This window comes from Cohnella silvisoli, from assembly GCF_021190915.1.
GTDB lineage: Bacteria > Bacillota > Bacilli > Paenibacillales > Paenibacillaceae > Cohnella > Cohnella silvisoli.
The window spans coordinates 81,660-107,296 of sequence record NZ_JAIOAP010000009.1 but is presented as its reverse complement, the minus strand read 5'-3'; the positions used below and the strand labels follow the sequence as shown (position 1 = coordinate 107,296).

Here is a 25,637-nt window from a genome sequence, read left to right as displayed (position 1 = left end):
TACATTCCTATGAACATTAAGCAAACTCAATTAAACGGCGTATGTTTGATAACTCCGGATTACTATGCCCAAGGAATCACGTATTCCTTTATTCAGGATAATCATTCTTTATCGAAAGAGGCGGGAACATTAAGGGGACTGCACTACCAGTTAAATCCGAAGGCCCAGACGAAGTTGGTTCGCACGTTAACGGGGGCGATCTATGATGTTGTCGTCGACATCAGGCAGAGCTCTCCCACCTTTGGTCAATGGATGGGCTTTTTTCTGAGCGAAGCGAATAAAATGCAGCTGTTGGTACATGGCCGACTTTGAATCCATTGCTTTCCGACAAAGATAAGTTGCATCCTGCTTTTGGGCAGGCGGAATTATATCCATAAAGAAGAAGGGGACCGCCGATATGGGGAAGCTGAAGGTTCTTATTACGGGTGCGGAAGGACAAGTAGGCAGGGAGCTTGTTAGTGTTTTTGAAAATAGAGGCTGCGAGGTTTACGCTTACGGAAGATCCGATCTGGATATAACCAATGGGGAGCGGGTTTCAGAGACAGTTAACCGGATAAAACCGGATGCGATTGTTCACTCTGCCGCATATACGAAAGTCGATCAGGCGGAAGCAGATCCGGATCAAGCTTTTTTGATCAATGGAACAGGGACCAAAAACGTTGTGTTAGCTGCCGAGGCGGTGGGCTCCAAGTTCGTGTATATAAGTACGGATTACGTTTTTGACGGGAAGGGAATTAAGCCGTATAACGAACAGCATCCCGTAAATCCGGTTAGCGTATACGGCAAGTCGAAGCTGGCAGGCGAGCAGGTTGTCCGATCTTTGCATTCTCGATATTTTATCGTCAGAACATCATGGGTTTACGGGCAGTATGGACATAACTTCGTGAAGACGATGCTGAAGCTGGCGGAGGACAAATATTCGGTTTCCGTCGTGGCGGATCAAATCGGATCACCCACATACGCCGTAGATCTGGCGGAATGTATTTCTCGTATCGTTCAAAGCTCTCAATATGGAATCTATCATGTTTCCAACTCCGGGAGCTGTTCATGGTACGAATTCGCCAAGGCCATATACGAAGAAGCAGGAATTTCCCTTACCTTGCAACCGGTCGATTCAGATGCCTTTCCCCGTCTGGCTAAAAGGCCTAATTACTCCGTAATGGATCATAACAACCTGATTTCCAACGGGTTTGGTGAAATGCGCAACTGGAGAGAAGCTTTGGCTGAATTCATTAAGCAACAGAGCTAGCCATTGCTTGCACATGAAGCACGAAGGCCAAAAAAGTACCATCATCGAGCTAGAACCAGATACATATGAAGTGTGAGGGCCAAAAAAGTACCTTCGTTGAGCCATCACCAGATACATATGAAGCACGAAGGCCAAAAAAGTGCCTTCATTGAACCAAGCCAGATTACTTATGAAGCACGAAGGCCAAAAAAGTACCTTCGTTGAGCCATCACCAGATACATATGAAGCACGAAGGCCAATAAAGTGCCTTGTCCAAGTAAGGGATCTAAGTAGCAACCAAAAAATGGACCTAGAGGAGAAACCGGAGCACCAAGCGCAGCAACAGGTCTACTAGCCCAATCCCCCCTCGGCAGACTCCACTCGAATTGTGTTCGGGAGGAGTCTGCCGTACTACGAGCACCCCCTCTCCAACATCCCTCCTATGCCTTCAATTTTATCGCCCGCACAGTCCGTAATTTTCGGAAAACGTCCCTTATTTTCGGCTTTAGCCGTTCTACCCCGATTCCGGTCTTCTCCATGCGTTCCGGTTATTGCCGGGTAGGGGAAGATCGATTACATTTAGACTAGATTGCGAGAATGAATGAAGCACGGACGGGGAGAGGCGTTGTAATGACCACCAAAGGAATCCGCCGGTTCGCTTTCCGCGACTGGGGCATGGGGAAAAAGCTGACGGTACTTTACACGCTTATGATTTTGCTGCCTGTTATCGTCGTCACGCTGCTCGGGTTTCAACGTTATTATGACAACCTCAAAGGCAAAATGGGCGACTTGAGCCTGCAGCTTCTCGATCAGGTCGGCCGGAATATCGACAACTACTTGCAGGAAATCGATAGAATCTCTTTGACCTTCTACCTCAACGAGGACGATCTGAAGGTCATTGCCGACGGCGGAAAAGAAACGAGTCCAACGTTGGATTACGAGAAAAAAATATCGATTAACCGGACGATGAATTCCATCATGCGCGCTTCTCTTAAGGACATTATGGGTGCCTATTTATTTCAGGACGGCAAAGTGTTCGCGCAATATGGCTCCGGGTTTTATGTTGATTATAGCAACTCTACGAAGGAAGCTTGGTTTGCAGATGCGCTTAAGGGCGATGGCAAAGGCATTCTTATTCCGACGCATCGTATAGACGTGCCAGGGGAGCATGAGAAATACGCTTTGTCGTTCGCGCGAAGCCTCATTAACATTACGAATCACAAGTCGTTCGGCGTGCTGATGATGGATATCGGCATGGATACGATAGCGGACATCATGAATCCGATAGGCAATAACAATGGAGAAGTGCTGTTTATCGTCGACGGTAACGGACACATCATTTATCACCCCGATCAGAAGCTGTGGACCCATAAATTCGATATTCCGCTGCCTAAGAGCCGGGATACTTTCTTCATTGATATCGATGGAAAACAGACGATGGTCAACTACGTTACGGCTTCTCGTTATGGATGGAAAATCGTCGGGACGATGCCGGTTAAAGAACTGACCAAGGACCTGAGCTTGCTTCGAAGCCTGCTATGGACGTTAGCCGGAGGAACGCTGCTCGTCTCGATTGCCATAGCCGCGCTTCTAACGTCCCATATGATTAAACCGCTCAAGAAAATCCGGATTCTCATGCGACGGGTGGAAGAGGGCGATTACAAAGTACGTTACCGTTCGCCTTCCAACGACGAGATCGGCCAAGTCGGGCAAAGCTTTAACGTCATGGTGCAGCGAATCAACGAACTCGTAACGAACGTGCTAACGATTAACATCCTGAAAAAGGAAGCCGATTTCAAAGCGCTTCAGAGCCAGATTAACCCTCACTTTCTGTACAATACGCTGGAATCGATTAACATGAAGGCGGAATTCAACGGGGATTACGAGGTAGCCGACATGATCTCATTACTCGGCAAGCTGTTCCGAATGTCCGTTAACCAAAGCTCGGAGCTCATCCCGTTCTCCCAAGAGTTGGAGTTTATACAGGTGTACGTCAATCTGCAGAAGCTGCGTTATCCGAATATGACCGTAGAAATCGATATCCCCGAGGAAATATTGCAGTCGTGGACGCTGCCTTGGATTATTCAGCCGCTCGTCGAGAATGCGATCATTCACGGTTTGGCGCCCAATAAAGGGGCCGGTATGATTAGAATCATAGGCAGCCGGGATGAAGATCGAACTTTCATCACGGTCATCGATGACGGCGTAGGAATCGAAGCGGATCGGCTCAAGCAAATTCGCAGTCAACTGATAGTCGAAATGTCCGTGCTTACTTCCCATATTGGACTCAAAAACGTGCACGACCGCATCCAGCTTCAATTCGGAAGAGACTGCGGATTGTCTATCGATAGCGAGCGGGGAGAAGGAACTCGCGTTATCGTGAGCGTGAGCAACAGAGAATGGAGGGAGATTCGCGATGCCAACGCTTATGATCGTGGATGATGAAGAGACGATACGCCGAGGATTGGCGCTCGCTATTCGGCGTTTGGCGCCCTCATGGGAAATCGTTGCCCAGCTTGAGGATGGCTTCGAGGCGATGAAGGTGCTGGAGAAATTTCAGCCCGATTTAATGATCGTCGATATTTCGATGCCGGGGATGAACGGACTGGAATTGATCGGGATCGTTGCCGAGCGATATCCGAACATCTCGCAGATCGTGTTATCGGGCCACGATAATTTCGCTTTCGCTCAGAGCACGCTGCGCAACGGGGTAACCGATTATTTATTAAAACCTCTGGATCGCCAGGAATTGATGGCGGCATTGTCCAAAATCCAACAGAAGCTGGCCATGCGCCAGAAAACGGAAAATGAACGGTCCAGCAGCCAAAGGATAAAGCTCGAGCGGTACGTTCTGCAATGGATTTCCGGAGAAGCGGACTATTCCGAGCTACTGGAAACGGGCTTCAGAGATATTGGATGGCTGTTGGATGGGAAAGAATTCGCGGTTATGGTGACGCTGGAAAGCGCGGAGGGGCGATTCCCGGAGCCCAGTCAGCTCGAAGAGCTTCAAGCCGAGCTGTGGGAGCGGTTTGGGCACATTCACCAGTTATTCGGTTTCTACGTAGGCAAGTTTCATCATGTTCTGCTTATCGAAGGCAATGACCTGCCGATCAAGGCGATTCGGGATTATTGGACATCGGAATCCTCCGTTGGCGTAAGCGATAATCTCGTCTTGTTCGAGCATTTGCCCGAAGGTTACCGTCAGGCTATGCAATCGGCCTATGCGGAGCAAGCCAACATGGCGCAAGGAACGGGGGCGCGTTCAGACGCCGAGGCCAACTTAAAGGAAGAGCGTTTTCTGGAGGCAATCGCGGAGGAGAACATTTCACTTACGAAGACGATGATGCAGCAATGGAAAGAGGAGTTTCTCCATTCCCCGAACGACAACGCCGCATGGGCCCAATTGCGGTTTTACCGTTTCCTCTCTGTCCTGCTCCGACGCGTGCGCAGCCGGAATGACTCAGGCCTCAGCTTGCAGGTTGAACGTGAAACCCCCTGGCTTCTGGCCAGGATCGCTCCCCCTGTCTCGCCGCAGCTGCTTTCCCGCACCTTCGACGAATTCATGGAAAGAATTAATGTTCAGAGCGTCGATGAGAAGCCGGATAACAGGAAGGTCGTCCGGGCGGCCAAAGCTTATATTCAAGAGCGCTGCGGGGATCCCGAGCTCAACCTCGAACAAGTCGCCCAGCACGTGTACATGAACCCGACCTATTTCAGCGAGCTGTTCAAGCAGGTGTCCGGCGAAAATTTCATCGAGTATTTAACGGTAACCCGCATGAACGCGGCAAAGCGCCTGTTGAGGGAAACGCATCTCAAAACCTATGAAATTGCGGAGAAAGTAGGTTACACGAGCGCAAAGTATTTCAGCACCTTATTTCGGAAAGTATGCGGGCTTACCCCATCGGAGTATAGAGACCAAGTTTAACGGATCGCCGAAAATAACGAACGAAACACGAGTTTTAGGGCATTCAGAAAGCGCTTCAATTTGGTTTAACATGAGGTAGCAAGTCAATCAAACAAACCAAACGGAGGTCACAGAAAAATGAGAAAACCGCTTTTGATCGTGCTTGTCCTCATGTTATGCGTGTCTAGCTTGCTGTCCGCGTGCGGAGGCAACAAAAACAACAACGCCTCGACGTCCACGTCGGCATCGCCGACCGAAAGCGCCAAGGCATCGGAAGCTTCCGCTTCTCCCGAAGCAAGCAAGCCGGCCGAGCAGGTAGAGCTCAAAGTATCCGGTTATAAGTCAGGCGCTGAAATCGGCGCGATTCCGGAGCTGAACGAGAAATTCATGAAAGAAAATCCGGATATCAAAGTCACCTATGAAGGTATGCCCGGCGCGCAATACAAAGATTTCATCAAAACAAGGCTGGTTGCAGGCGATGCATCCGATGTTATGCTCCTTCATCCCGGCGCCGAAATCGTCGACTATGCGAAAGCCGGATACCTGATGGACTTAAGCGGCGAGCCTTGGGTGCCGGATTTCACGGTAAGCGCGATCGACGCGGCTTCCGGAGACGGCAAAGTTTACGGAACACCAAATGATACAGTTATGCTTGGCGTTTACTATAATAAAGATATTTTTGCGAAGTTGAATTTGAAGGTGCCTACTGATTGGGATCAGTTTTTGGCGGCTTGCGAAGCTATCAAAGCCTCTGGCGTGACGCCGATCGCAATTGGTAATAACGATGGATGGATGACGCTGGCTGCGCTGTTCGTTATGGCTCCTGCGATGATATATGCCAAAGATCCCGATTTCGATAAGAAGCTGAATGCACGCGAAACGAAGTTCGCCGGTTCTTGGGACGAAATGAACAAAGCTTGGTTCTCCCTCGACACTAAAGGGTACTTGACTCCGAAGAGCACGGGGATCAGCTTGGATCAAGCGCAAACGGATTTCGCGAAAGGCAAAGCCGCGATGTATATCGACGGAACTTGGTCTCTGGCAGGCATTAAAGGCAAGAACGAGGCGCTGAACCTCGGAATGTTCGCCATGCCGTCCAACAAAGCGGGCGAAGACGTCTACGTATCCGCGGCAGTCGGAACGGTATGGACAATCAATAAGAGCACGGAAAAAGCGGACGCAGCGAAGAAATATTTGGCTTTCTGGGCCAAGGAAGAAAATCAGAGCATCTGGGCGAAGAGCGGCGGCGCGTTCCTCACGCTTCAAGGCAAGAAGAGCGATGCGGATCCAGCCTTCGAAGATATCGCGGGTACGCTTGCAACGGGGAAAGCGTGGCGTTTCTTGAATCAAGCGTGGGCGCAGGACGCGGCTACGACCGAGATGATGAAATCCGCGCAAGGCGTGTATTTGAAAGCATTAACGCCGGAGCAAATGCTGAAAAACATGGACGACGCATGGGATAAAGCAGCCAAACTGCAAAAATAATCAAAAGTGGGTGGGACGAATGAAACAGCTGACGTTCAGGCACAAAACCCACATCACTCTCGCTTGTTTCCTGGCACCGGCCGTGTTGATCTACTCTCTATTGTTTCTTGGCCCCGTCCTTAGCAGCTTCTATTATAGCCTGACTAACTGGAACGGCTTTACGGCTACGATGGGTTTTGTCGGGCTCCGCAATTATAGAGACATGATGGATGACGCGGCGTTTGTCGCCGCGCTCAAGAACACGGCCGTCTTTGCCGTATGGGTCGTAATCCTGCAAAACGCGTTGGCCATTCCCTTGGCCATCGCGTTGGATTCGGGAATTCGCAGCAAAAACGTGCTGAGAGTCATCTTCTTCGCCCCGGCAGTGCTCAGTCCGCTTGTGGTGGGTTATACGTGGATGTACATTTTTAATCCGAATAGCGGATTGCTCAATACTTTTCTCCGTTCGATCGGCCTCCCTTCGTGGGAACAAGTGTGGCTCGGAGATCCGAAGTTTGCTATGTTCTGCATTATTACGATGGTGATTTGGCAGTTCACAGGATATTCTATGGTCATTTATTTAGCTAACCTGCAGACGATTCCGAGTGAACTGTACGAAGCGGCCAACATAGACGGAGCGGGAAGGTGGAACAAGTTTCTGCGCATTACGTTTCCTTTGCTGGCACCGGCTATGACGATCAACATCCTTCTTTCCACGATAGGAACGTTAAAGGCATTCGATCTGATCTACGTCACGACGAATGGCGGCCCCTTTCACGCGACGGAGACGCTTACCGTACTTATTTTCGAATCGGCCTTCAAAGACAACAACTTCGGCTATGGCACCGCCATCGGAGTTGTCATGTTTCTTATTATATTTGTCGTATCGCTGCTGCAGCTGCTTGTTCTTAGGCGAAGAGAGGTGTCGTCTTGAGAACCGATTCCGCAAAGCTGAGCGCCAGGAAATTATCCATCGAGTTATTCAGCATAATCGCCGCATTCGTCTTTATTTATCCGCTATTCTTTATCGTAACGATGACCTTCAAGACCGCGGAGGAGGCAGCTTCATCCCCATTTCGTCTGCCGTCAAGTTTGCACTTCGGCAATTATGCCAAGGTGTGGGAGATGATGCATTTCCCGCTGGTGTTCGCCAATACGCTGCTCATTACCGCGGTTACGATCGCATTGATCATTGTCATTGGCGCAATCGCCGCATACCCTTTGGCGAGAAGATCCGAGAAGCCGTATTTATTTTTCTATTTGTTTTTCATTGCGGGCATCATGCTGCCCTTCCAACTGGCCATGATCCCATTGTATAAACTGGTTAATATGCTTCACCTGGTCAATACGTATCATGGCGCCATCTTGATTTATTCATCGATAAATTTGCCCTTCACTGTGTTTCTGTATACAGGGTTCCTCAAGTCAACGCCGAAGGAGCTCGAAGAAGCGGCGCTTATCGATGGTTGCTCCATCTTCCGCGCCTTCTGGACGACCGTGTTCCCGTTGATGAAGCCGGTTACGGCGACCGTCGCCGTGCTGACCGCGCTGAGCGTTTGGAATGATTTCATCGTACCGCTTCTATTCCTGAGCGAGCAGAATCACCGTACGATTACGATTGAATTGTACACTTTCGTCGGGGAGTATATTACGAATTGGGACTTGCTCTTTCCGGGTCTCGTGTTGTCCATTATGCCGTTGCTCGTGTTCTATTTATTCCTTCAGAAGTTCATGATCAAAGGCGTTGCGGCAGGATCGGTCAAAGGATAAGCGTGAGGAATACAAGCTTGCGCAATAAGGAGAAGCAGGGGGAGCGATTCCTCCTGTTTTTTCTTATTAGAGCGGTAATGATGATATAATAACCCCTAGCGCAATTAATTCCGATTTATGAATCATCAAGAGCGGCGGGGATACGTGAATGATCGTACTTGGACTAAGCATTCTTTTGTTCATCTTTATTTTTCAAGCGGCGACGATATTGCTGCTTGAATTTCGCAGGCCTGCCCATGCGACAGCTTGGTTATTTATCCTGTTTTTATTTCCGCTAGTTGGCTTCATTCTGTATTACTTTCTTGCCCAGGAGTATCGCAGGAGCAGAAAAGCAAGACGCAGCGGGTCGCAAGATAACATCCGCCGATTGCGCATGCTTAGGCAAAGCAAAATCGTGACATCGCCTGCCGAATTGCCCGATCCGGACTTTGCCGATCAGAATCGGTTGTTCCGCAGACTGATTAAGGGAGGAACGTTTCCCATTCTCGGCAGAAACAGTACGGAGGTTTACAGTAACGGCCAAGATACATACGATGCCATGCTTAAAGCGATTAGAGGCGCGAAACATCATATTCATATGTCCAGCTACATTGTCCGGGATGACGATACGGGGCGATTGTTCCAGCAAGCGCTCATCCGGAAAGCAAAGGAAGGCATTGAGGTCCGGTTTCTGTACGACGGAATCGGAAGCGTGAAGTTAAAGGACTCTTATGTGCGGATTTTGCTCGAGGGCGGCGTCGAATGTGCCTGTTTTTTTCCGTTGAAGATATCGTTCCTGAAAAAAAGGATGAATTACCGCAATCATCGGAAAATCATGGTCGTTGACGGATTAAAGGGGTTTGTCGGCGGTATTAATGTCGGAGACGAATATATCGGTAAACACCCAAAGCTTGGGTTCTGGCGGGATACCCATCTGGAATTGGAAGGAGATTCGGTATATTGGCTGCAGGAGGTGTTTCTTAAAGACTGGGAGCTCGCAACGAAGGAGAAACCGGATAACCCCGCATACTTCCCTGAGCATAGCTGCGATAACGCGCAACCGGTTCAGATCGTTCCTGCAGGCCCTAATCGCAGAGGGGATGCGATTCATGACTCCGTTTATGCGATGATTACTTCCGCCAGGACGCGAGTGTGGATCACGACCCCTTATTTCATACCTAGCGCAAGTGTCGGGATGGCCTTGCACGACGCGGCTTTAAGCGGATTAGATGTCAGGATTATTATTCCGTACGTACCGGATACATGGCTTGTTCACTTCGCGACTTTGTCTTACGTGGAAGAGATGATGAAATCCGGAGTGAGGGTGTGGCAATACCGTAAAGGGTTCGTTCACGCCAAGACGCTTATCGTTGATTCGCTTGTGGGAGTAGTAGGCTCGGCCAACATGGATTTGCGGAGCTTCTTCAGCAACTTCGAGATCAATGCCCATCTGTTTGATCCCGATACGATCGCCCGGATCGAAGCGGATTTCCTTCAAGACTTGAAGGACAGCACGGAAATCAATGCTCATCTATTCCGCAAACGGCCCAAGAAGCAGAAAGTAAGGGAGGCGCTGGCGCGAATTTTATCCCCTTTGCTCTAAACAGGGTTTTTAATGCGCAAATGGTCCAGTATCGGGGCAAGGTTCTGCTTAGGAGCCGAATTCAGAAGATCTCCTCGGATGCGAAGCCGATCCCGAATATTAAGCAAGTGATAATCGGTCGGTTTAACGTTGCCGCGCACTTCCTCCCAAGTTAACGGAGTCGATATTGTCGCTCCGGGTCTGGCGCGGGGAGAATACGGGGCGGGCAGCGTCTTGCCGGCGTAGTACTGGAGATAATCGAGATAAATAAGATCCCCGCGATCCTTCTTCATTCGTTCAACCGTGAACAGCTTAGGATGTTCCGCGACGAGATACTCCGAAATGAACTTGCCGAACCGCCTCAGGTCGTCAAATTCCGGTCCGCGTTCGATTGGCATGACGATTTGAACGCCGGTTGCTCCCGAAGTTTTGGGAACGGCGCTTAATCCGAGCGAAACGAGCAGATCCCCGACTAGGGCAGTGGCTTCCATCAATCGAGGTTCTACCTCTAAAGAAGGATCAATGTCCAGCATCCAGGTGTTCGGCAATCGAATCCCGATCTCTTCGCATGAAACATGAAATTCCAGGCTGTACAAGCTTCCCATCCATAGCAGGGTAGGCAGGGAATCCATGACTACATACCGGATGTTGTTTTCTGTTGCGGTTCTTACGTAATCGGGAGCAGGCTCAGGGCAATTTTTCTGGTAAAAGGAAGTGCCGTGGATGCCCTTAGGATAGCGGATCGTAGTCAGATAGCGGTTGGAGGTATAGGGGAGCAAGTACGGGGCTAGCTCGGCAAGAATCTGCACGTAGTCCAGCTTTGTAATTCCGTTATCCGGCCAAATCAGCTTATCGGGATTGGAGATCGACAGTTCGAATTCCCCAAGTTTGATAATCGTGCCTTGCCGTGCCATAAGAAAAATCCCCTTTTCCAATTCAGCTTACCTTTAGTATTTCCCATTGATCACATAAAAAAATGCTTGATCAGGAATGGCTCCCTGTTCAAGCATTTTTGCGCTTTCGGCCATATTAAAATTCAAAACAAGTATTGCTGAACGTGCCGAATTCGTATCCTCGATATAACACGCTTGGGGTTTGCTCACCGCTGGAGCTGCCCATAGCTAGAAATAGCGGGACGAAGTGTTCGGCTCTAGGTACCGCGCGTGACGCATAGGGCGCTAATTGCTCGTAATTGACGAGGGATTGCAAATCTTTGGCTTGGATTTTCTCAATAAGCCAATCGTCGAATTCGACCGCCCAAGGCTCCGGATGCTGCTGACCAAACTTGATGTAGTTGAAATTATGAACGGTGGTGCCGCTCCCGATGACGAGAATATTTTCCTCGCCCAGCGTGCGGAAAGCTTCACCGATTTTGTATTGCTCGGCGGCGGATAAGAAAGGATTCACCGAAACCGTTACGACGGGAATGTCGGCTTCCGGATACATGTGTCGCAGGAACACCCAAGCACCGTGATCAAGGCCTCTTTTGTTGTCTCTCTGAGACGGGATTCCATGAGTTTGGAATAATTTCTCCAGCTTCTCGGCAACTTGCGGGGAACCTGGAGCCGGATAAGCGATCTCGTACAGATCATCCGGAAACCCGTAGAAATCGTATATCGTCTCGAGCGGACCGTCGGCGAACGAAACCGTCGTTACTTTCTCCTCCCAATGGGCGCTGAAGATAACGATGGCTTTAGGAGTAAACCTCTTGCCGATATCCTTCAGGAAATGTGTGTAATCCGATTGTTGTTTAATCATCATTGGCGAGCCGTGGTTTATGAATAAACTGGGTAACATGGGCGCGCTCCTCTCTATCTTTTACTGATAAAATATAATATACTTACTTTATGTAACCAAGTATATCTATTGCATGGATTTAAGTCAACGAGGTGATAAAATGGATCAGCAGGAATTGTGTCCGAAGTTCGAGAAGGCGATGGAAATCCTCAGCAAACGATGGACGGCATTAATTGTATATCAGCTGCTCTCGGGCCCGCAGCGATTTGTTCGGATAGAAACCTCGCTGACTAATTTAAGCGGGAAAGTGTTGTCGGAAAGATTAAAGGAGCTAGAAGCGGAAGGAATCATCAGGCGCGATGTTTATCCGGAAACTCCCGTGAGGATTGAATATCAGTTGACGGAGAAGGGGCTTGCGCTGGCTCCGCTGTTTGAACATATTGCGAAATGGTCTCACGATTGGATCCGGATTTCATAGTCGAATCGAATACTTTACTGCTCCTATACTGACCCTAGTCTGCCCTATTCAGCATAGAAATCGATCGCCCAGGGAATATTGGAAATGGTTATAGGCCAGATCGCAGAGGGGAGCAAATGACTATGGATTCAGAAACTACGCCGATTTCGGATTCGATCCACGAGGGTAAGGACGTCTACGATATGGATATTGACCGAATGATAAACGAAGGGCTTGGCGGAGGCCAAGTGACGGTTCATAACGGGTTAATTACGGAATCGACGACAGATTCGATGGAGGCCGATAATCCATGAACGCACAGAGAGCGCAAGAAATTTACGAATCCTCGGACAATATCCCCGTTCAACTGGACGACGGTCAATCGGTGTGGATCGAGAATGTGGATACCGCCAATGGCGTCGCTACCGTGCAAATCGGACAAAGTCCGACGAATACGCAGACGGTTGCTGTTGAACGGTTGAAGGAACGGCAGTAATAAGTATTGCTCCGTAGATGGGGCGGGTTCTTACTTTTTGAAAGCGGGATAGCCTCGTGGTACAATGGGGTAGTGCCATTATATCCCACGAAGGAGTGACTGTTATGTATGATATCGCCATTATCGGAGGCGGCCCAGCAGGAGCTAGCGCAGCTATTTTCACCGCGAAAGCAGGAAAGAAAACGCTTGTGATCGACAGCGATCAGAGCGTAACGAAACGCGCTTGGGTGGAAAATCACTATGGAGTCGACGGGATTACCGGTCCGGATCTTGTTGCGGTAGGCAAGAAGCAAGCAACCAAATTCGGTGCTGAATTTGTAACCGCCAAAGCAACGAGGTTAACCTCGGGCGATGGTTTCATCACCATCGAGACGGATGGTGAAACCTACGAAGCGGGTCATGTCATTCTCGCAACTGGCCTCTTCGTCGACGTGGCTGAAGCAAGCGGCGTTCGCACGAAACCCGGAACGGAGCCGAGAATCAAGACGATCGTTGAGGCTACCCCGGAAGGCAAGACGAGCATGGATAATATTTGGGCTGCCGGCACAGCTGCCGGAGTGAGCATGCATACGATCATCACCGCTGGAGACGGCGCGAAGGTTGCGATTAACGTGATCAGCGAGATCAACGGCGAGCGTTATGTTGACCATGATGTGCTGAAGGCATAGAAGTTTTATAAATGCTGTATTTAGCGGCTTCTCATTAGTTTATTAACTAGTGGGAAGTCTTTTCATTTTTCTCTAATCTGGATTGACTTGCATACAAGTATACATGTAAAATAATTGATAAGATTAGTTGCATTAAAAAGGAGTTTGATCCACTCATATGATCAGCAATATCTCATCGGGAAAAAAATCGTTAAGCGAAACGGCATACGACTGGTTAAGGGATTCCATCATTTATCTCCGTTTCGAGCCAGGTCAAATGGTGTATGAGAATGAACTGGCGCAGACGCTCGGAATGAGCCGTACTCCGCTGCGCGAGGCGTTTCGCATGCTGCTCATGGAAGGGATGATCGAAATTTTGCCGCAGCGCGGCGTACGGGTTTCTTTAATTTCCCGGAGCAAAGCGGAAGAGGTTCGGTTTATCCGAGAGAGCCTGGAAGTGAGCGCCGTTCGTGAAGTATGCCGGCTGTGGAAGGAAGATGGCATTCGATTCAGTAAAATCGCTAAGAGCGTGGATGCCTTATTGGAGGAACAACATCAGGCGGCGGAAGAGAGGGATGCTTTGGCATTCCTGCAGGCAGACGAAGCGTTTCACCAACTGATTTTGCGTCAGTTCGGGAATGAAACGCTGCTTTCCGTCGTGCTTCTGATGAGGGGACACCTTAACCGGCTGCGTTATTTGATGCTGAAAGAATTCGAACAAATGGACGTATTGATTGATGAGCACCGGAAACTATTCGAAGCGGTCGCAACGGGCGACGAACAGGCGGCGGTTTCGCAGCTTGAATCCCATTTGCGGAAGCTTCATGTGGAGCTGCCTGAAGCGGTTGCCAAGTTTCCGCATTATTTCACCAAGTAATAGAGGTTGGGAGAGTGGATTGTATGAGGGCACACCCGTATGAGTTTAACGGGAAGGTCGCTGTCGTTACCGGGGGAACGATGGGCATCGGTTTCGGAGCGGCACGCAGTTTGGCGCAAGGGGGAGCAAATGTGGTTATTTGCGGTTCGCGGCCGGATGCGGGGGAGGAAGCGGCGCAGCGGTTATGCGACGAAGGGCTTCCCGTTGTTTTCAAGAAAGCGAATGTCCGCTTCTCTTCGGAAATTCAAGAATTGATCCGGTATACGGCGGATACATACGGCCGTTTGGACATTCTTGTGAACAGCGCAGGCGTTCAACGGTATGGCGATGTGACGGAAACGAGCGAGGAAGTATGGGATGAAGTGATCGATATTAACCTCAAAGGCATGTTTTTAAGCTGTAAATATGCCATACCTGAGATGCGCAAAGGCGGAGGAGGAGCGATCGTCAACGTTTCCTCCGTACAAGCTTTCGCTTCCCAGAAAGGGGTAGCCGCCTACACGGCCAGCAAAGGCGGCATCAACGCCATGACGAGAGCGATGGCTCTCGACCATGCGCAGGACAATATCCGCGTCAACGTCGTGTGTCCGGCTTCCATCGATACGCCAATGCTGCGATGGGCGGCCGATTTGCATAAAGGAGAGAGCAGCCAGGAGCAATTACTGGCCGATTGGGGGAAGATGCACCCGATAGGCCGCGTCGGCACGATGGAAGAAGTGGGCGAGCTTATCGCCTTCTTGGCAAGCGATCGTGCCGGTTTTATTACGGGCGCCGAGTACAAAATTGACGGAGGCATGTTGGCGGCGCTGGGCGTCCACTTGCCGGAATAAGGAGAGGGAACATGAAGATTACGAACATCAAATCGACTACCGTTATGATCCCTTTGGAGGCTCCCCTTCGCCATAGCAACGGAGCGCATTGGGGACGATTCGTCCGCACAATCGTCGAGGTGGAGACGGACGAAGGCATTACCGGCTTCGGAGAAATGGGAGGCGGAGGAGAAAGCGCCGAGGTGGCATTCGCCGGACTAAAACCGTACCTTCTCGGGCATGATCCTTTCCAATTGGAGGAAATGCGTTTTAAGATTTGTAATCCGACAGCAAGTCTTTACAATAACAGAACCCAACTGCACGCGGCCATCGAGTTTGCCTGTTTGGACATCATGGGCAAGAAGTTGGGAGTCCCCGTGCATCAGCTGTTGGGAGGCAAAGTGCGGGACAGCGTCTCCTTCGCAAGTTATTTGTTTTACCGTTTGCCGAACGAGCGTACGGGCGAAGGAGAAATTCGCACCGTCGAACAGTTGATCGAACATTGTCGCGAATTGAAAGAAAAGCACGGGTTCACCACGCACAAGTTAAAGGGAGGCGTATTTCATCCCGACTATGAACTTGAGTGTTATCGCGCGTTGGGGGATGCTTTTCCACGGGACCGCCTTCGTTTCGATCCGAATGCCGCGCTTAGCGTGGAAGACTCCATCCGTTTCGGCCAAGCGATAGAGGGATTAAACAATGACTACTTCGAAGATCCGACTTGGGGGCTGAACGGAATGCGGCGGGTTCGTTCCATGGTGCGAATACCGACGGCAACGAATACGGTCGTGGTGAACTTCGAACAGTTGGCGGCCAATATTCTGAATCCGGCAGTGGATGTGATTTTACTGGATACGACCTTCTGGGGAGGCATCCGTCCTTGCGTTAAGGCGGCCGGCGTATGCGAGACATTCCAGTTGGGCGTAGCCGTTCATTCGTCGGGTGAACTAGGGATTCAGCTTGCATCGATGCTGCATATGGGGGCGGTCGTTCCCAATTTGGCTTTTGCCGCCGATGCCCACTACCACCAATTGCAGGACGATATATTGGAAGGCGGTAAAATGAAGTACGAGAACGGCGCGATTCGGGTCCCGGACGGACCGGGTTTGGGCATCCAAGTAAGTCGGGATAAGATTGAACAATATGCGGAGATGTATCGAGAATTCGGAGGATATCCGTATGACCGGGATCCATCGCGCCCCGATTGGTTTCCGCTCGTTCCCAACGAACGCTGGGCGGATCATCGGGTTAAGTCAATATGAATATAAAGCCGGTTTGGATGGGGAAGCAAGCCGTGCTGACGCATGACCGCGCAACGGTCTTCTATGATGGCATCTTCTCGGAGCCGCAATTAAACCACCCGGAAGGAATTGCGTTCGATGGACAAGGACACGTGTGGTGCGGAGGAGAGAAGGGGGAAGTTTTCCGGATCGCGGCCGACGGGACCGGCATTGAACAAGTGGCCTCTACGGGCGGGTTTACTTTGGGATTGGCCTTAGATGAATCCGGTTTTTTGTATACGTGCGATTTGCGGCATTCGGCCGTATTTCGCCTTGATACCCGGACTGGGAAATTGGAACGGTTCGCCGATGGTGACGGAGCGGAAAGGAACATGCGCATTCCCAACGTTCCCGTCGTCGATGAAACGAACCAGTTCCTTTATGTAAGCGATAGCTACGATTCGCGGCAAGCCGGACCGGGAATATGGAGGTTCGACTTGAAGTCAGGCACGGGCTTCATGTGGTATGATGAACCGTTGCGTTTCGCCAATGGGCTTGCCCTTTCTCCCGATGGAAAAAATTTGTTCGTTGCCGAAACCTTTGCTCGTACAATTAGCTGTATTCCCCTTAATGATGATGGCAGCGCGGGTTCGAAGCAAACGGTCATTGAAGTGGATGCACTGCCTGACGGGTTAACGTTCGACAGATTGGGCCGACTTTATATCAGTTGTTATGAACCTTCGCTCATCTACCGTTGGTCGGAGACTTCCGGATTGGAGCTGTTATACTACGATCCTGAAGCGCATATGCTCTGCCATCCTACGAACTGCGCGTTTCGCGGCAACGATTTATTTACATCGAATTTGGGACGTTGGCATATTACGAGAATCGCGGACGTGTTGAAATCTTAATCTCTAAAGGCGGGCATAGAATATGAAAAAATATCGGCGTCAGCGCAATTACGGGTGTCGCATTCATGACCAATACACTTACTTCGGGATGAGAACGATCGTACTGGAGAACGATTTGGTGCGCATTTCCTTGTTGCTCGATAAAGGCACGGAAATTTTCGAATATTTGTATAAACCGAGCGATCTAGATTTCATGTGGCTGACGGAAAATGGCGTGCAGAACCCGACCGACTATTTGCCCACTTCTCCCGATCCCGTATCAACTTTTATCGATTATTACCCGGGAGGTTGGCAGGAAGTGTTTCCCAACGGAGGTGGCGCCAGCACCTACAAAGGGGCGCAAATGGGACAGCACGGCGAAGTGGCTCACATGGCTTGGGATTACGAAATCGTAGAGGATACGCCTGAACGGATATCCGTTTGCCTCGGCGTAAGAACGAAGAAGACTCCGTTTCAATTAAGCAAAACGTTAACATTGACTCGCAATAGCCCCTCCCTGACCATTGAAGAAACGCTTGAAAATGTCAGCGGAGAACCGCAGCAATACATGTGGGGACAGCATTTGGCGTTCGGCCGCCCTTTTTTGGAGGCAGGCTGCACGATAATAATGCCAGAAGGATTGAACATACTAACGGAAAACGCGGACTCGCCCGTTGCCTTGCCGGGAACAATAACGAGAGGAACATCGAACGTTTGGCCGAACGGCGTTAATGACCGGGGGGAAACCGTCGATCTTTCTAGAATTCCGGAAGTAGGAACGCTGTCGGACATTGTATATTTGCATGGATTCCCAAAAGAAGCATGGTATAAGGTGGAGAACGATTTACTCGGAATGGGAATGAAAGTACAGTGGGACGGAGAGGCGTTCCCCTACTTATGGTTTTGGCAGGAGTACGGTGCCACGAAGGACTATCCTTGGTACGGACGGCATTACAATATCGGCCTGGAGCCTTTCTCAAGCTATCCTACGTTTGGGCTGGAGGAAGCAATCCGCAACGGGAGCGCCGGCTGCATCGGACCTAGAGAGCGTAAAACATTTACGATGCAAACCACCCCGTATCCCATCAACCAATCTTAAAAAACAGGCTTTGCGAACGGCGCTTAAACGCGCCCTCGCAAAGCCTGTTTTATTCCACTTTTTATGAGATAAATTCTTGAACCCATACGCCGTTGTAATAAGCGACGCCGATGGTCGTGTAGTTTGCGTTTAGAATGTTGGCGCGGTGACCCGGGCTGTTCATCCAAGCAGTCATTACTTCTTGCGGGGTGCGCTGGCCTTTGGCGATGTTCTCGCCGGCATAGCGATAGTTAATCCCGTATTGCTTCATCATGTCGAACGGCGAACCGTAAGTCGGCGAATTATGATCGAAGTAACCTTTGGCGTACATGTCCTTCGCTTTGTCGAGCGCCATCTTCGTTAACGTTGCATTCGTCGTCTTGAGCGGGCTTAAGCCTGCTTTTGCGCGTTCTTGGTTCACAAGAGTAACGACTTGCGTCGCGAATGCCGATGCAGGAGCGGTTGTTCCAGTATTAGTATTGCCAGAACCGGTGTTTCCTACGCTGCCTGAGTTACCGCTTCCCTGGCTTGGCTGCGAAGGCTTGGCAGGTTCGACTGGTTTAGGCGTTGTTACGACAGGTTTAGATGCGACCGGATATTTGCCTTGCATGATTTGCTGAAGTAAAGCGTTAAGATCAAAACCGTTTTGAGTCATAAATTGTTGCGACAAGGTAGTATTGCTTCCGGTTGTTCCGCAAACGCTGGCTGCGGATGCAGCGCCCACTCCCGTAGGAATGGATATGGCTAATGCCAACGTGCCTAGGATAAGAGTTTTCTTAAGACCTTTGTTATTGCGTTTATTCATGAAATGTGTTCCTCCTCTTTATTAAGCCTGCGAAGACTTGGAATACCTCAAAGTCTATCAGCTATGAAGGACCAGATCACCCCATAAATATTTACAATTGATAGGCTTAACGTCTTTTTATCCCGTTAAATCAGTCGTTTTAGCACCTCTAACCAATTTTTTCTTGCTAGAATTACTAGGGTTCGTTATCTTGAGAAGATAACGGATTGGAGGTTTTTACGATGGAAATACAAGTTGGAGAATACTTAATCAGCGACGATAAATCCCTGCTTCAGATGGATGTAATCCAAGGCTTCCTATCGCGGAGCTATTGGGCTGCCAAACGTCCGTTCGAGCGGACTGCGCAAGCCATCCAGAATTCGAATTGTTACGGCGTATACGACGAAGACAAAAAACAGATCGGCTTCGCGCGGGTAGTCACCGATGATGCGACTATTTTTTATCTATGCGACGTTTTCGTTAATGAAGATCATAGAGGTCAAGGAATCGGCACGAGGTTGGTCGCCCATATTTTCAATGAACAACGATATGAGGGGATGTTAGGTCTACTGGGTACGGCGGATGCTCACGGTTTGTATGAGAAGTTCGGTTTCATGCGCGATGCCGAACGTTTTATGAAAAAACCGCCAGCATGGCGGGCGGATGCCTGATATCTCTGAACTCGAACATGAAACGGCAGGCTTCCCTGCTGTTTTTTTGTTACGCTAGAAAGTATAAGTTTTATAGACATCTGCTCAACTAGGCTTAATCTGTTTTTTCTTCGTATGTACCAATATCCCGCAGCGTCAGAAAAGTAGGAAAATAAATCGGCACCTAATTTCCGTGCCATTTCGGAGAAATGGTACCATTATCCCCTTGCCTCAGAAGTGCGTTGCCAATAAGCGAATATTCGAATGTCATGACTTGAGTGGGGAGTTGCCAACCAGCGGATTTACGAAAGTCAAGACAGAAGTGAGTTACCAATGAGCGGATATTCGAATGTCATGATTTGAGAGGGAGTTGCAATCAACGAATTCCCGGATATCACGCATAAGTTTGCCGTTTCGTGAATGGGAATAGAACGGATTATCGGCAACTTAAAAAGCAGGCAACCCAAGCATCAAGCATTCCATAGGGTGAGATATTTTCCTTTCCACTTCGCCTTGCTTCCCCAGACCACCCAGGGAACGGTGAGAACCGGTTTGCTGCGGGTCAGATCTTTGTAAGTCAAGGTTGGCGTCGCAGCGCACCAATGGAGCAGTTGGCCGAAGACCGGGGCATGGCGGAGTTTTAAGTTCAACCGGAAACAAAACTCGTCTAAATAAGCCTGCAAATGTTTGGCCCCGATGCCATTAAACGTATTGTTCAGCCACGCGGTCACCTTCCACTTGATGGGGTTCAAAGCAGGGTGAAGTTTGCCGCGCGAAACTGTCACGGCCTCTCCATCCGTATGATCGTTTACGAACGCTTGGACGCCAGGTTTTTCAATCCACCTCAACGCGTTATTCACATGGCTGGGATCCGGTTGTTTGATTTTGATTTGCTTGGGCTCGTCTCGCTCATTGAGGGATCCGCCGATCAACAGCGGCTGCCGGGCCTCGCTAAAATACGTATAACCGTAAGAGATAGGGTCAACTCGCACAACACCCGTGAGCGGATCGCCTTCATCGGCTTGTTGCAGGGCATGGCGGATTTTTCTTGCGATGAGCCACGCAGTCTTATAGGTGACCTGAATCACTTGGGACAGGCGGGAGGCGCTGATGCCGGAAGGCCGGGAGAGTAAAAACATCGCTTGGAACCAGCGGGTCAACAACGTGGAGCTGCCTTCCATGATGGTGCCGGCGATGACAGACGTCTGATGGCGACAGGAGCGGCATTCATAGAGAGGCAGTCTTCGCGTACGGATGAGATAAAAGTGAGGATGACGACAAGTCGGGCAACGGAAGCCGTCCGGCCATCTGGCTTCGAACAGCGCCTCGGCGCAAGCCTGCTCGGAGTTGAACTGCTGGCAAAATGCCTCGAAGGTCAGATGATCCTGAAACATACACGCCCTCCTCAAGTAGAACATTTGTTCTTATTTCTATCATACCAAACATACGTTCTATTTTCAAGAGATATCGGGTAAAATTTCAACGTTCCGGGTTTGTTTTCAGAAGCATGAACAAGGGTTTTCCCCCTTATTGGATGGGATAATGGTATGTTTTCGCGGAAAGGAGTTAGGGGAGGCTGCGGTGGTCCTATTCTACTTCTGATGCGAAGGGATAAAGGTACGTTTCGCGAACAGCTGCAGGCATGAACAGGAGTGTCGGACCGGTCGCGCTCCAGAGTTACAAGGGAGTTCATGGGTACGATTGCTTTATTACGGATATTCGCCAAAAGTAAAAGGACCGGAGGCAAAGCCTGGCAAAGCCTCCGGTTTTTTTAAATTGTAAAGAAGGATTCATCGGGAAAAAGGCGAATATATATTCGCATATAGCAAGCTGACTTCCATATTTTTACGGAGACTACGCCTATGGATGCTTCTACTCAACCGCCTAATGTTCGTACGGAACAAGACATTAAAGCTTGGTTATCTGAACTTCGACCCGATTTGCTGCGTTACAGCCGTTCATTGTGCGGGAACAGAGTAGAGGCTGAAGACATTGTGCAGGATGTTTTCGTTAAAGTGATGAGCCGGCTTGAGGAGGATCCTAAGCATAACCTCAATAGATCTTATTTGTTCCGCGCGGCGAAGAACGTCTGGATAGATTTGTGCCGCAGGCGGCAACGCAGCCCGCAAGTTTCTCTCGAAGAAATGCAACATGACCCCTCTTCCTATGATCATCCTTTTTATTCGACTCGGGAATTGCTTGAAGCTTTATTCGATCGTCTGATGCCTAAACCTTTCGTGATCCTGCTGTTATGCGATGTTTTCGGCTTTACGGCTAAGGAAACGGCTATTCATATCGAAGGGACTGAAGGCTCCGTTCAAGTGGCGCTTTCCCGTGCGCGCAGCCGGTTGCAGCAGTTGGCGAGACGGGGGGATGCGGCGGAAGGGTCTCGAAGAGAGGCACCGCAACAACAACCGAAAACCGCAGAAAGCGTGGATTTGCTGGATGCGGTCATTAAGGCTTTCCGCCGTCATGATCCGCACATGATATATCAAGCCTATTCTCGGCTGTTCCTTAGCGGCTCGCGGATCAATGATATTAAATCGTTGGGCGGTCGGCTGTGTTTCACGTTCAGGGATCCCGATGGGAATGTATTGATGGTGAGCGGTTAATTTTTTGCGGAGAGGTGTATGGTTTGAAGCAATCTCAACGTTTAGTAAGAGTAGGTTCATCAAGAGGAGGGATTAAATGTCCAATCAGGTGAAATTAGTCTCATTACAGGAGAAGAAATTCGTGGGTTTACCGGTAACATCGCCATTTGAAGCTCATCAACCGGAAAGAATCGACGAAGCAAAGCAGATATTCATTGAGAGAAGACATGAGATCAAGGCGGTTGTAAATCCGAATGAATACGTTTGTCCTCACTACACATCCGAAGTGCTGTTCACTTATTTTTTCTGCATGGAGGTAAGCGAGATTACGGATGTCCCGAATGGGATGATCGGTTTCACGCTGCCCGCACATACTTATGCCTTAACCAGGTCGGATCAGGATCCCTATGAAGTCATTCATTCTTTTCTGAGGGATATCGGGAAGGAAAGCAATCAACGTGCTTTGGCTATGGAAATTTACTCTTTTGACAATCCGCAGTGGCCGAGTCAAGTCGATGTTTATTTGCCGATCAAAGAGTAGGAGGATCAGCTATGTTTAATCGGATTGATCGGGTGATGGTTCCCGTACCGGATATCCATCGTGCGGCGGAATGGTACCGGAGAGAGCTGGAATTTCAGGTCGTTGAAATTCGCGAACGGGAAATTGACCTTAAGGTTCATCAGGGGGAAGCGTTGCTGACTCTTATGGAGGTGGATTCCTTCCAACCCAAGCCCCATCTGCATGCGGAAGGGCACGTTCCCTGCTTTAACTTCTATACCCACTGGGAGGATCTCCATCTGGAATGGCTTCACTCAAGGGGAATTGAAACAACGGATATGATGAACGTGCCCTATATGAATGTCAGCGAAATGATGGATAGGGATGGCAATGTAATCGGCATCTGCCATGAAAAGGAATCGTCGCTTTACCACACTCCGCACGAAGGCGCGCTGCCACCTATGTTCCATCGGGTTTTGGCGGTGTTTTTGCCGGTCAAGAATTTAGAGGCTTCTATCCAGTGGTACACGGATAAGCTTGGATTTCAGCTTTATAACCATTGGGGTCAGGGCGCTGATCTTAAAGTCGGGGAGGGCGAGACGATCGTCACGATGATCGTAATGGATGGACCGGTGCATCAAGAAGCGCTTCGGGCCGTAGAAGGATACCCCTACTACTCTCTTCAGACCGACAATATTCACGAGGTCTATAAGCAATTGCAGGACAAGGGAGTCACCTCGGAAGAGGGCATGGAACAGGGCGGGTTTTGCCGTTTTCACATCCGATCGCCGGAAGGGCTGACCATTCGAATATCAGATAGGGAGCCGATTTACGTACGTTGAGATTTAATCCGCAATCCAATAGGAAGGGAGCACGAACCCATGAGTTTTGAGACAAGAATCACCTGGAAAGATCCGTTCAAAGTCGTAGGTCAAAAAATCCTTTTTACTCCCTCTCAACATACCCCGCCTTCGGAAAATGAAATTGCTCTTCTATGGCAGCGCTTTAATCCGCGGGGATGCGAAATCCGACATTTCAATGGTGGAAGTTATGGTTTGTGCGTATTTGGGCCTGATATGGAGCCTGGCAAGCCATTTGATTACATCGCCGCAGCGGGCGTGTCCGCATTCGAGGATATTCCCGACGGAATGACGGCCGAGTCGTATCCCGGCAGTCTCTATTGCGTCGTTCAGCGCCACGGGATCATCGACGAAATAGGTAAAGCCTTTAATTATTTCCATCAAGATTGGATTCCGAATTCCGAATATGAATATGGTGGTCCAGGCGTCGAGTTTGAATATTACGATGAGAGGTATAAGGGCAATTATGATCCTGATTCCATTATGGAGTTGTGGTTCCCGATTCGCAGAAAGAAGGAGCTCCCGATCGAGAGCCGGGTAGCTAGCTTGTTCGTCCACGTAACCGATTTGCGCCGGGCGGCAGATTGGTATAACCGATTGCTGGGCTTGCCCCTGAGAGAGGAAAGGCTGAATGGCGGCCCAGTCTATTGGTTTGATTTGCCGGGAACGGGTCTGATTTTAGATTCCGACACCTTCAACCGGGCAAATCCCGACTGGTCGGAGAAGAACAGCCCGCGTATTATGTTCGCGGTTTCCGATATCGATGAGGCTTATAACTATATAAAGGATAAAGCTAACGTACTCTTCGAGCCTGAACGCCACGGGAGCATGGCCTATTTCAATTTCAGCGATCCGGAAGGGAATGTTCAAATGGCTTGCTGGGCTGCGGACGGCGGGGTGGATCATGAGCTTCCAATTACGGAAAGCCCTGTGTTGGCTCGTATTAGCGGAGCATTTATCGATGTTAAGGATATGAAGAGCGAGGCTGCTTGGTATACGGATCTATTAGGCTTGCCTTTGGATGAACGCGCTGTTTCGCAGTCGATATATACCGTTCCGGTAACACGAGGAGCTTCACTGCTTTTGGATCAGAACCGATACCTCAAGCAAGAGCCGTTTTCTATTTTATTTATGTTCGATACCGATGATATTCAGGCATCGTACGACTATGCCGTCAATTGCGGAATGGAATTTCACGGTGAAATGGAACGGCATGGAGCTGTTTCCTTCTTCATCCTGAAAGATCCGGACGGCAATTTGATTATGATTTGTCAAATGAATGAATCGCTCAGCGGGAAAATCAATTAAATGGAGGTAACGGCAGATGGCGAAGCAAATCGGCAGTTCTTTGACGGTGTTCATGGTTACGAACTTAGAGCGTTCCAAGCAATATTATCGCGAGGTGCTCGGATTCGACGTGACGGATTGGTGGGCGCAAAGGGACGGACTTCAAGGATTGGCCTTGAAATTGCTGCAATCGCCGGCAGGAGCGGGAGCAACTCCCAATCCGCCTGAGCCGGGATCCGATACCGGAGTAGATGTGTATGCTTATGTTGAAGATTGGACAGCGCTCGATCAATTGTACTCGGAATTTACATCCAAAGGCGCGAAAATTTCGCGAGAGCCGATTGTCTATGCCGATGGCGGTCCTTGGAAGGACTTCGTCGTGGAAGACCCGGACGGCTACCATTTGGCTTTCGGCGGTATAGATGGATCTCGAGCCCATTGCAGCATCGATCCGCATATCGATTCGGTTTTCCTATGGGTAAGGAACTTGGACAAAGCCGTAGATAGATACAGCAAGCTTATGGGGTTGGAAGTTCGGGAGCAGGACCGTTATGGTCATCTTCACCTTTTCCATCTGGACAACAATACCGGCTTGATTCTCGATTCCAATGGAATGGATTCCATTCCGGTGCCGGAGAAAGGTCCCGTCTTGTTTAAGGTGAGTACGAAGAATATCGACAAAGCTCGCGATGAAGCCGTCAACCTCGGTTTCGATGTCGTATACGGCATAATTCGTCTGCCGCAAGTATCCTTCTTTAATATTCGCGACGAAGACGGAAATATTTTGACGGTGAGCCAGGACCATTAAGTGGGGAATAGGAGGGGGGA

At 49.7% G+C, this 25,637-nt stretch carries 26 protein-coding genes and 1 pseudogene; 23 read left to right on the top strand and 4 right to left on the bottom strand.

All coding sequences use genetic code 11. From position 1 onward, the window contains the following. Window positions 1-9 precede the first annotated feature (9 nt). The 8 genes and pseudogenes from K7P76_RS17665 (at window position 10) to cls (ending at window position 9,948) form a co-directional block, all read left to right on the top strand. A pseudogene (locus tag K7P76_RS17665) lies at window positions 10-377 on the top strand (dTDP-4-dehydrorhamnose 3,5-epimerase family protein). A gap of 29 nt (window positions 378-406) precedes the next feature. Then, window positions 407-1,249, top strand: coding sequence for a dTDP-4-dehydrorhamnose reductase (gene rfbD, locus K7P76_RS17660; RefSeq protein ID WP_232186764.1), 843 nt, complete (start codon window positions 407-409; stop codon window positions 1,247-1,249). Between the two features lie 609 nt (window positions 1,250-1,858). Beyond that, window positions 1,859-3,670 (top strand): cache domain-containing sensor histidine kinase, encoded by a 1,812-nt coding sequence (locus tag K7P76_RS17655; RefSeq protein WP_232186640.1) that lies wholly within the window; start codon window positions 1,859-1,861, stop codon window positions 3,668-3,670. Next, complete coding sequence (locus K7P76_RS17650; RefSeq protein ID WP_232186639.1) at window positions 3,645-5,153, top strand: response regulator transcription factor; 1,509 nt, start codon at window positions 3,645-3,647, stop codon at window positions 5,151-5,153. The genes K7P76_RS17655 and K7P76_RS17650 overlap by 26 nt, the downstream gene beginning before the upstream one ends. A 117-nt stretch (window positions 5,154-5,270) precedes the next feature. Next, window positions 5,271-6,617 carry an ABC transporter substrate-binding protein gene (locus K7P76_RS17645; protein ID WP_232186638.1) on the top strand — a complete coding sequence of 449 codons (1,347 nt, stop codon included), beginning with the start codon at window positions 5,271-5,273 and terminating at the stop codon, window positions 6,615-6,617. A 19-nt stretch (window positions 6,618-6,636) separates the two neighbouring features. After that, complete coding sequence (locus K7P76_RS17640; protein ID WP_232186637.1) at window positions 6,637-7,530, top strand: carbohydrate ABC transporter permease; 894 nt, start codon at window positions 6,637-6,639, stop codon at window positions 7,528-7,530. Then, complete coding sequence (locus K7P76_RS17635; protein ID WP_232186636.1) at window positions 7,527-8,366, top strand: carbohydrate ABC transporter permease; 840 nt, start codon at window positions 7,527-7,529, stop codon at window positions 8,364-8,366. Before K7P76_RS17640 ends, K7P76_RS17635 begins: the two co-directional genes overlap by 4 nt. Before the next feature lie 148 nt (window positions 8,367-8,514). After that, window positions 8,515-9,948, top strand: coding sequence for a cardiolipin synthase (cls, locus tag K7P76_RS17630; protein WP_232186635.1), 1,434 nt, complete (start codon window positions 8,515-8,517; stop codon window positions 9,946-9,948). On the opposite strand, the gene ligD is transcribed toward cls, so the two are convergent. Together ligD and K7P76_RS17620 are read right to left on the bottom strand one after the other, a co-directional pair. Continuing rightward, complete coding sequence (ligD, locus tag K7P76_RS17625) at window positions 9,945-10,841, bottom strand: non-homologous end-joining DNA ligase (RefSeq protein ID WP_232186634.1); 897 nt, start codon at window positions 10,839-10,841, stop codon at window positions 9,945-9,947. The two genes, cls and ligD, sit on opposite strands and share 4 nt — an antisense overlap. A gap of 115 nt (window positions 10,842-10,956) precedes the next feature. Next, on the bottom strand, window positions 10,957-11,724 hold the full coding sequence (locus K7P76_RS17620) for a DODA-type extradiol aromatic ring-opening family dioxygenase (protein WP_232186633.1): 768 nt from the start codon (window positions 11,722-11,724) through the stop codon (window positions 10,957-10,959). A gap of 100 nt (window positions 11,725-11,824) precedes the next feature. On the opposite strand from K7P76_RS17620, the gene K7P76_RS17615 reads away from it, so the two are divergent. From K7P76_RS17615 to K7P76_RS17575, 9 genes are all read left to right on the top strand, one after another. Then, on the top strand, window positions 11,825-12,142 hold the full coding sequence (locus K7P76_RS17615) for a winged helix-turn-helix transcriptional regulator (RefSeq protein ID WP_232186632.1): 318 nt from the start codon (window positions 11,825-11,827) through the stop codon (window positions 12,140-12,142). Window positions 12,143-12,264: 122 nt separating this feature from the next. After that, window positions 12,265-12,435 carry a hypothetical protein gene (locus K7P76_RS17610; RefSeq protein WP_232186631.1) on the top strand — a complete coding sequence of 57 codons (171 nt, stop codon included), beginning with the start codon at window positions 12,265-12,267 and terminating at the stop codon, window positions 12,433-12,435. Beyond that, a complete protein-coding gene (locus K7P76_RS17605) occupies window positions 12,432-12,617 on the top strand; it encodes an H-type small acid-soluble spore protein (protein ID WP_232186630.1) in 186 nt (61 codons plus the stop codon). The genes K7P76_RS17610 and K7P76_RS17605 overlap by 4 nt, the downstream gene beginning before the upstream one ends. Before the next feature lie 104 nt (window positions 12,618-12,721). Next, a complete protein-coding gene (locus K7P76_RS17600; protein ID WP_232186629.1) occupies window positions 12,722-13,285 on the top strand; it encodes an FAD-dependent oxidoreductase in 564 nt (187 codons plus the stop codon). A gap of 157 nt (window positions 13,286-13,442) precedes the next feature. Beyond that, entirely contained in the window at window positions 13,443-14,141 is a 699-nt protein-coding gene (locus K7P76_RS17595) for a GntR family transcriptional regulator (RefSeq protein WP_232186628.1), read from the top strand. 23 nt (window positions 14,142-14,164) lie between these two features. Continuing rightward, complete coding sequence (locus K7P76_RS17590) at window positions 14,165-14,971, top strand: SDR family NAD(P)-dependent oxidoreductase (RefSeq protein WP_232186627.1); 807 nt, start codon at window positions 14,165-14,167, stop codon at window positions 14,969-14,971. Window positions 14,972-14,982: 11 nt separating this feature from the next. Further along, a complete protein-coding gene (locus K7P76_RS17585) occupies window positions 14,983-16,212 on the top strand; it encodes an enolase C-terminal domain-like protein (protein WP_232186626.1) in 1,230 nt (409 codons plus the stop codon). After that, entirely contained in the window at window positions 16,209-17,081 is an 873-nt protein-coding gene (locus K7P76_RS17580; protein ID WP_232186625.1) for an SMP-30/gluconolactonase/LRE family protein, read from the top strand. Before K7P76_RS17585 ends, K7P76_RS17580 begins: the two co-directional genes overlap by 4 nt. A 22-nt stretch (window positions 17,082-17,103) precedes the next feature. Beyond that, window positions 17,104-18,159 carry an aldose 1-epimerase gene (locus K7P76_RS17575; protein ID WP_232186624.1) on the top strand — a complete coding sequence of 352 codons (1,056 nt, stop codon included), beginning with the start codon at window positions 17,104-17,106 and terminating at the stop codon, window positions 18,157-18,159. A gap of 61 nt (window positions 18,160-18,220) precedes the next feature. On the opposite strand, the gene K7P76_RS17570 is transcribed toward K7P76_RS17575, so the two are convergent. Then, window positions 18,221-18,943, bottom strand: coding sequence for a CAP domain-containing protein (locus K7P76_RS17570; protein ID WP_232186623.1), 723 nt, complete (start codon window positions 18,941-18,943; stop codon window positions 18,221-18,223). Between the two features lie 221 nt (window positions 18,944-19,164). Here K7P76_RS17570 and K7P76_RS17565 point away from each other — a divergent pair, with 221 nt between their 5' ends. Next, the gene (locus K7P76_RS17565; protein WP_232186622.1) at window positions 19,165-19,593 is read left to right on the top strand and encodes a GNAT family N-acetyltransferase; all 429 of its coding nucleotides are present in this window, start codon (window positions 19,165-19,167) and stop codon (window positions 19,591-19,593) included. Between the two features lie 449 nt (window positions 19,594-20,042). On the opposite strand, the gene K7P76_RS17560 is transcribed toward K7P76_RS17565, so the two are convergent. After that, a complete protein-coding gene (locus K7P76_RS17560; protein WP_232186621.1) occupies window positions 20,043-20,966 on the bottom strand; it encodes a transposase in 924 nt (307 codons plus the stop codon). 468 nt (window positions 20,967-21,434) lie between these two features. Here K7P76_RS17560 and K7P76_RS17555 point away from each other — a divergent pair, with 468 nt between their 5' ends. The 5 genes from K7P76_RS17555 (at window position 21,435) to K7P76_RS17535 (ending at window position 25,617) form a co-directional block, all read left to right on the top strand. Next, entirely contained in the window at window positions 21,435-22,184 is a 750-nt protein-coding gene (locus K7P76_RS17555) for an RNA polymerase sigma factor (RefSeq protein WP_232186620.1), read from the top strand. 76 nt (window positions 22,185-22,260) lie between these two features. After that, window positions 22,261-22,704, top strand: a complete 444-nt coding sequence (locus K7P76_RS17550; RefSeq protein WP_232186619.1) for a GyrI-like domain-containing protein — start codon at window positions 22,261-22,263, stop codon at window positions 22,702-22,704. Between the two features lie 11 nt (window positions 22,705-22,715). Beyond that, window positions 22,716-23,504, top strand: coding sequence for a VOC family protein (locus K7P76_RS17545; protein WP_232186618.1), 789 nt, complete (start codon window positions 22,716-22,718; stop codon window positions 23,502-23,504). 39 nt (window positions 23,505-23,543) lie between these two features. Next, window positions 23,544-24,830 (top strand): VOC family protein, encoded by a 1,287-nt coding sequence (locus K7P76_RS17540; protein WP_232186617.1) that lies wholly within the window; start codon window positions 23,544-23,546, stop codon window positions 24,828-24,830. 16 nt (window positions 24,831-24,846) lie between these two features. Next, window positions 24,847-25,617, top strand: a complete 771-nt coding sequence (locus K7P76_RS17535) for a VOC family protein (RefSeq protein WP_232186616.1) — start codon at window positions 24,847-24,849, stop codon at window positions 25,615-25,617. Window positions 25,618-25,637 lie beyond the last annotated feature (20 nt).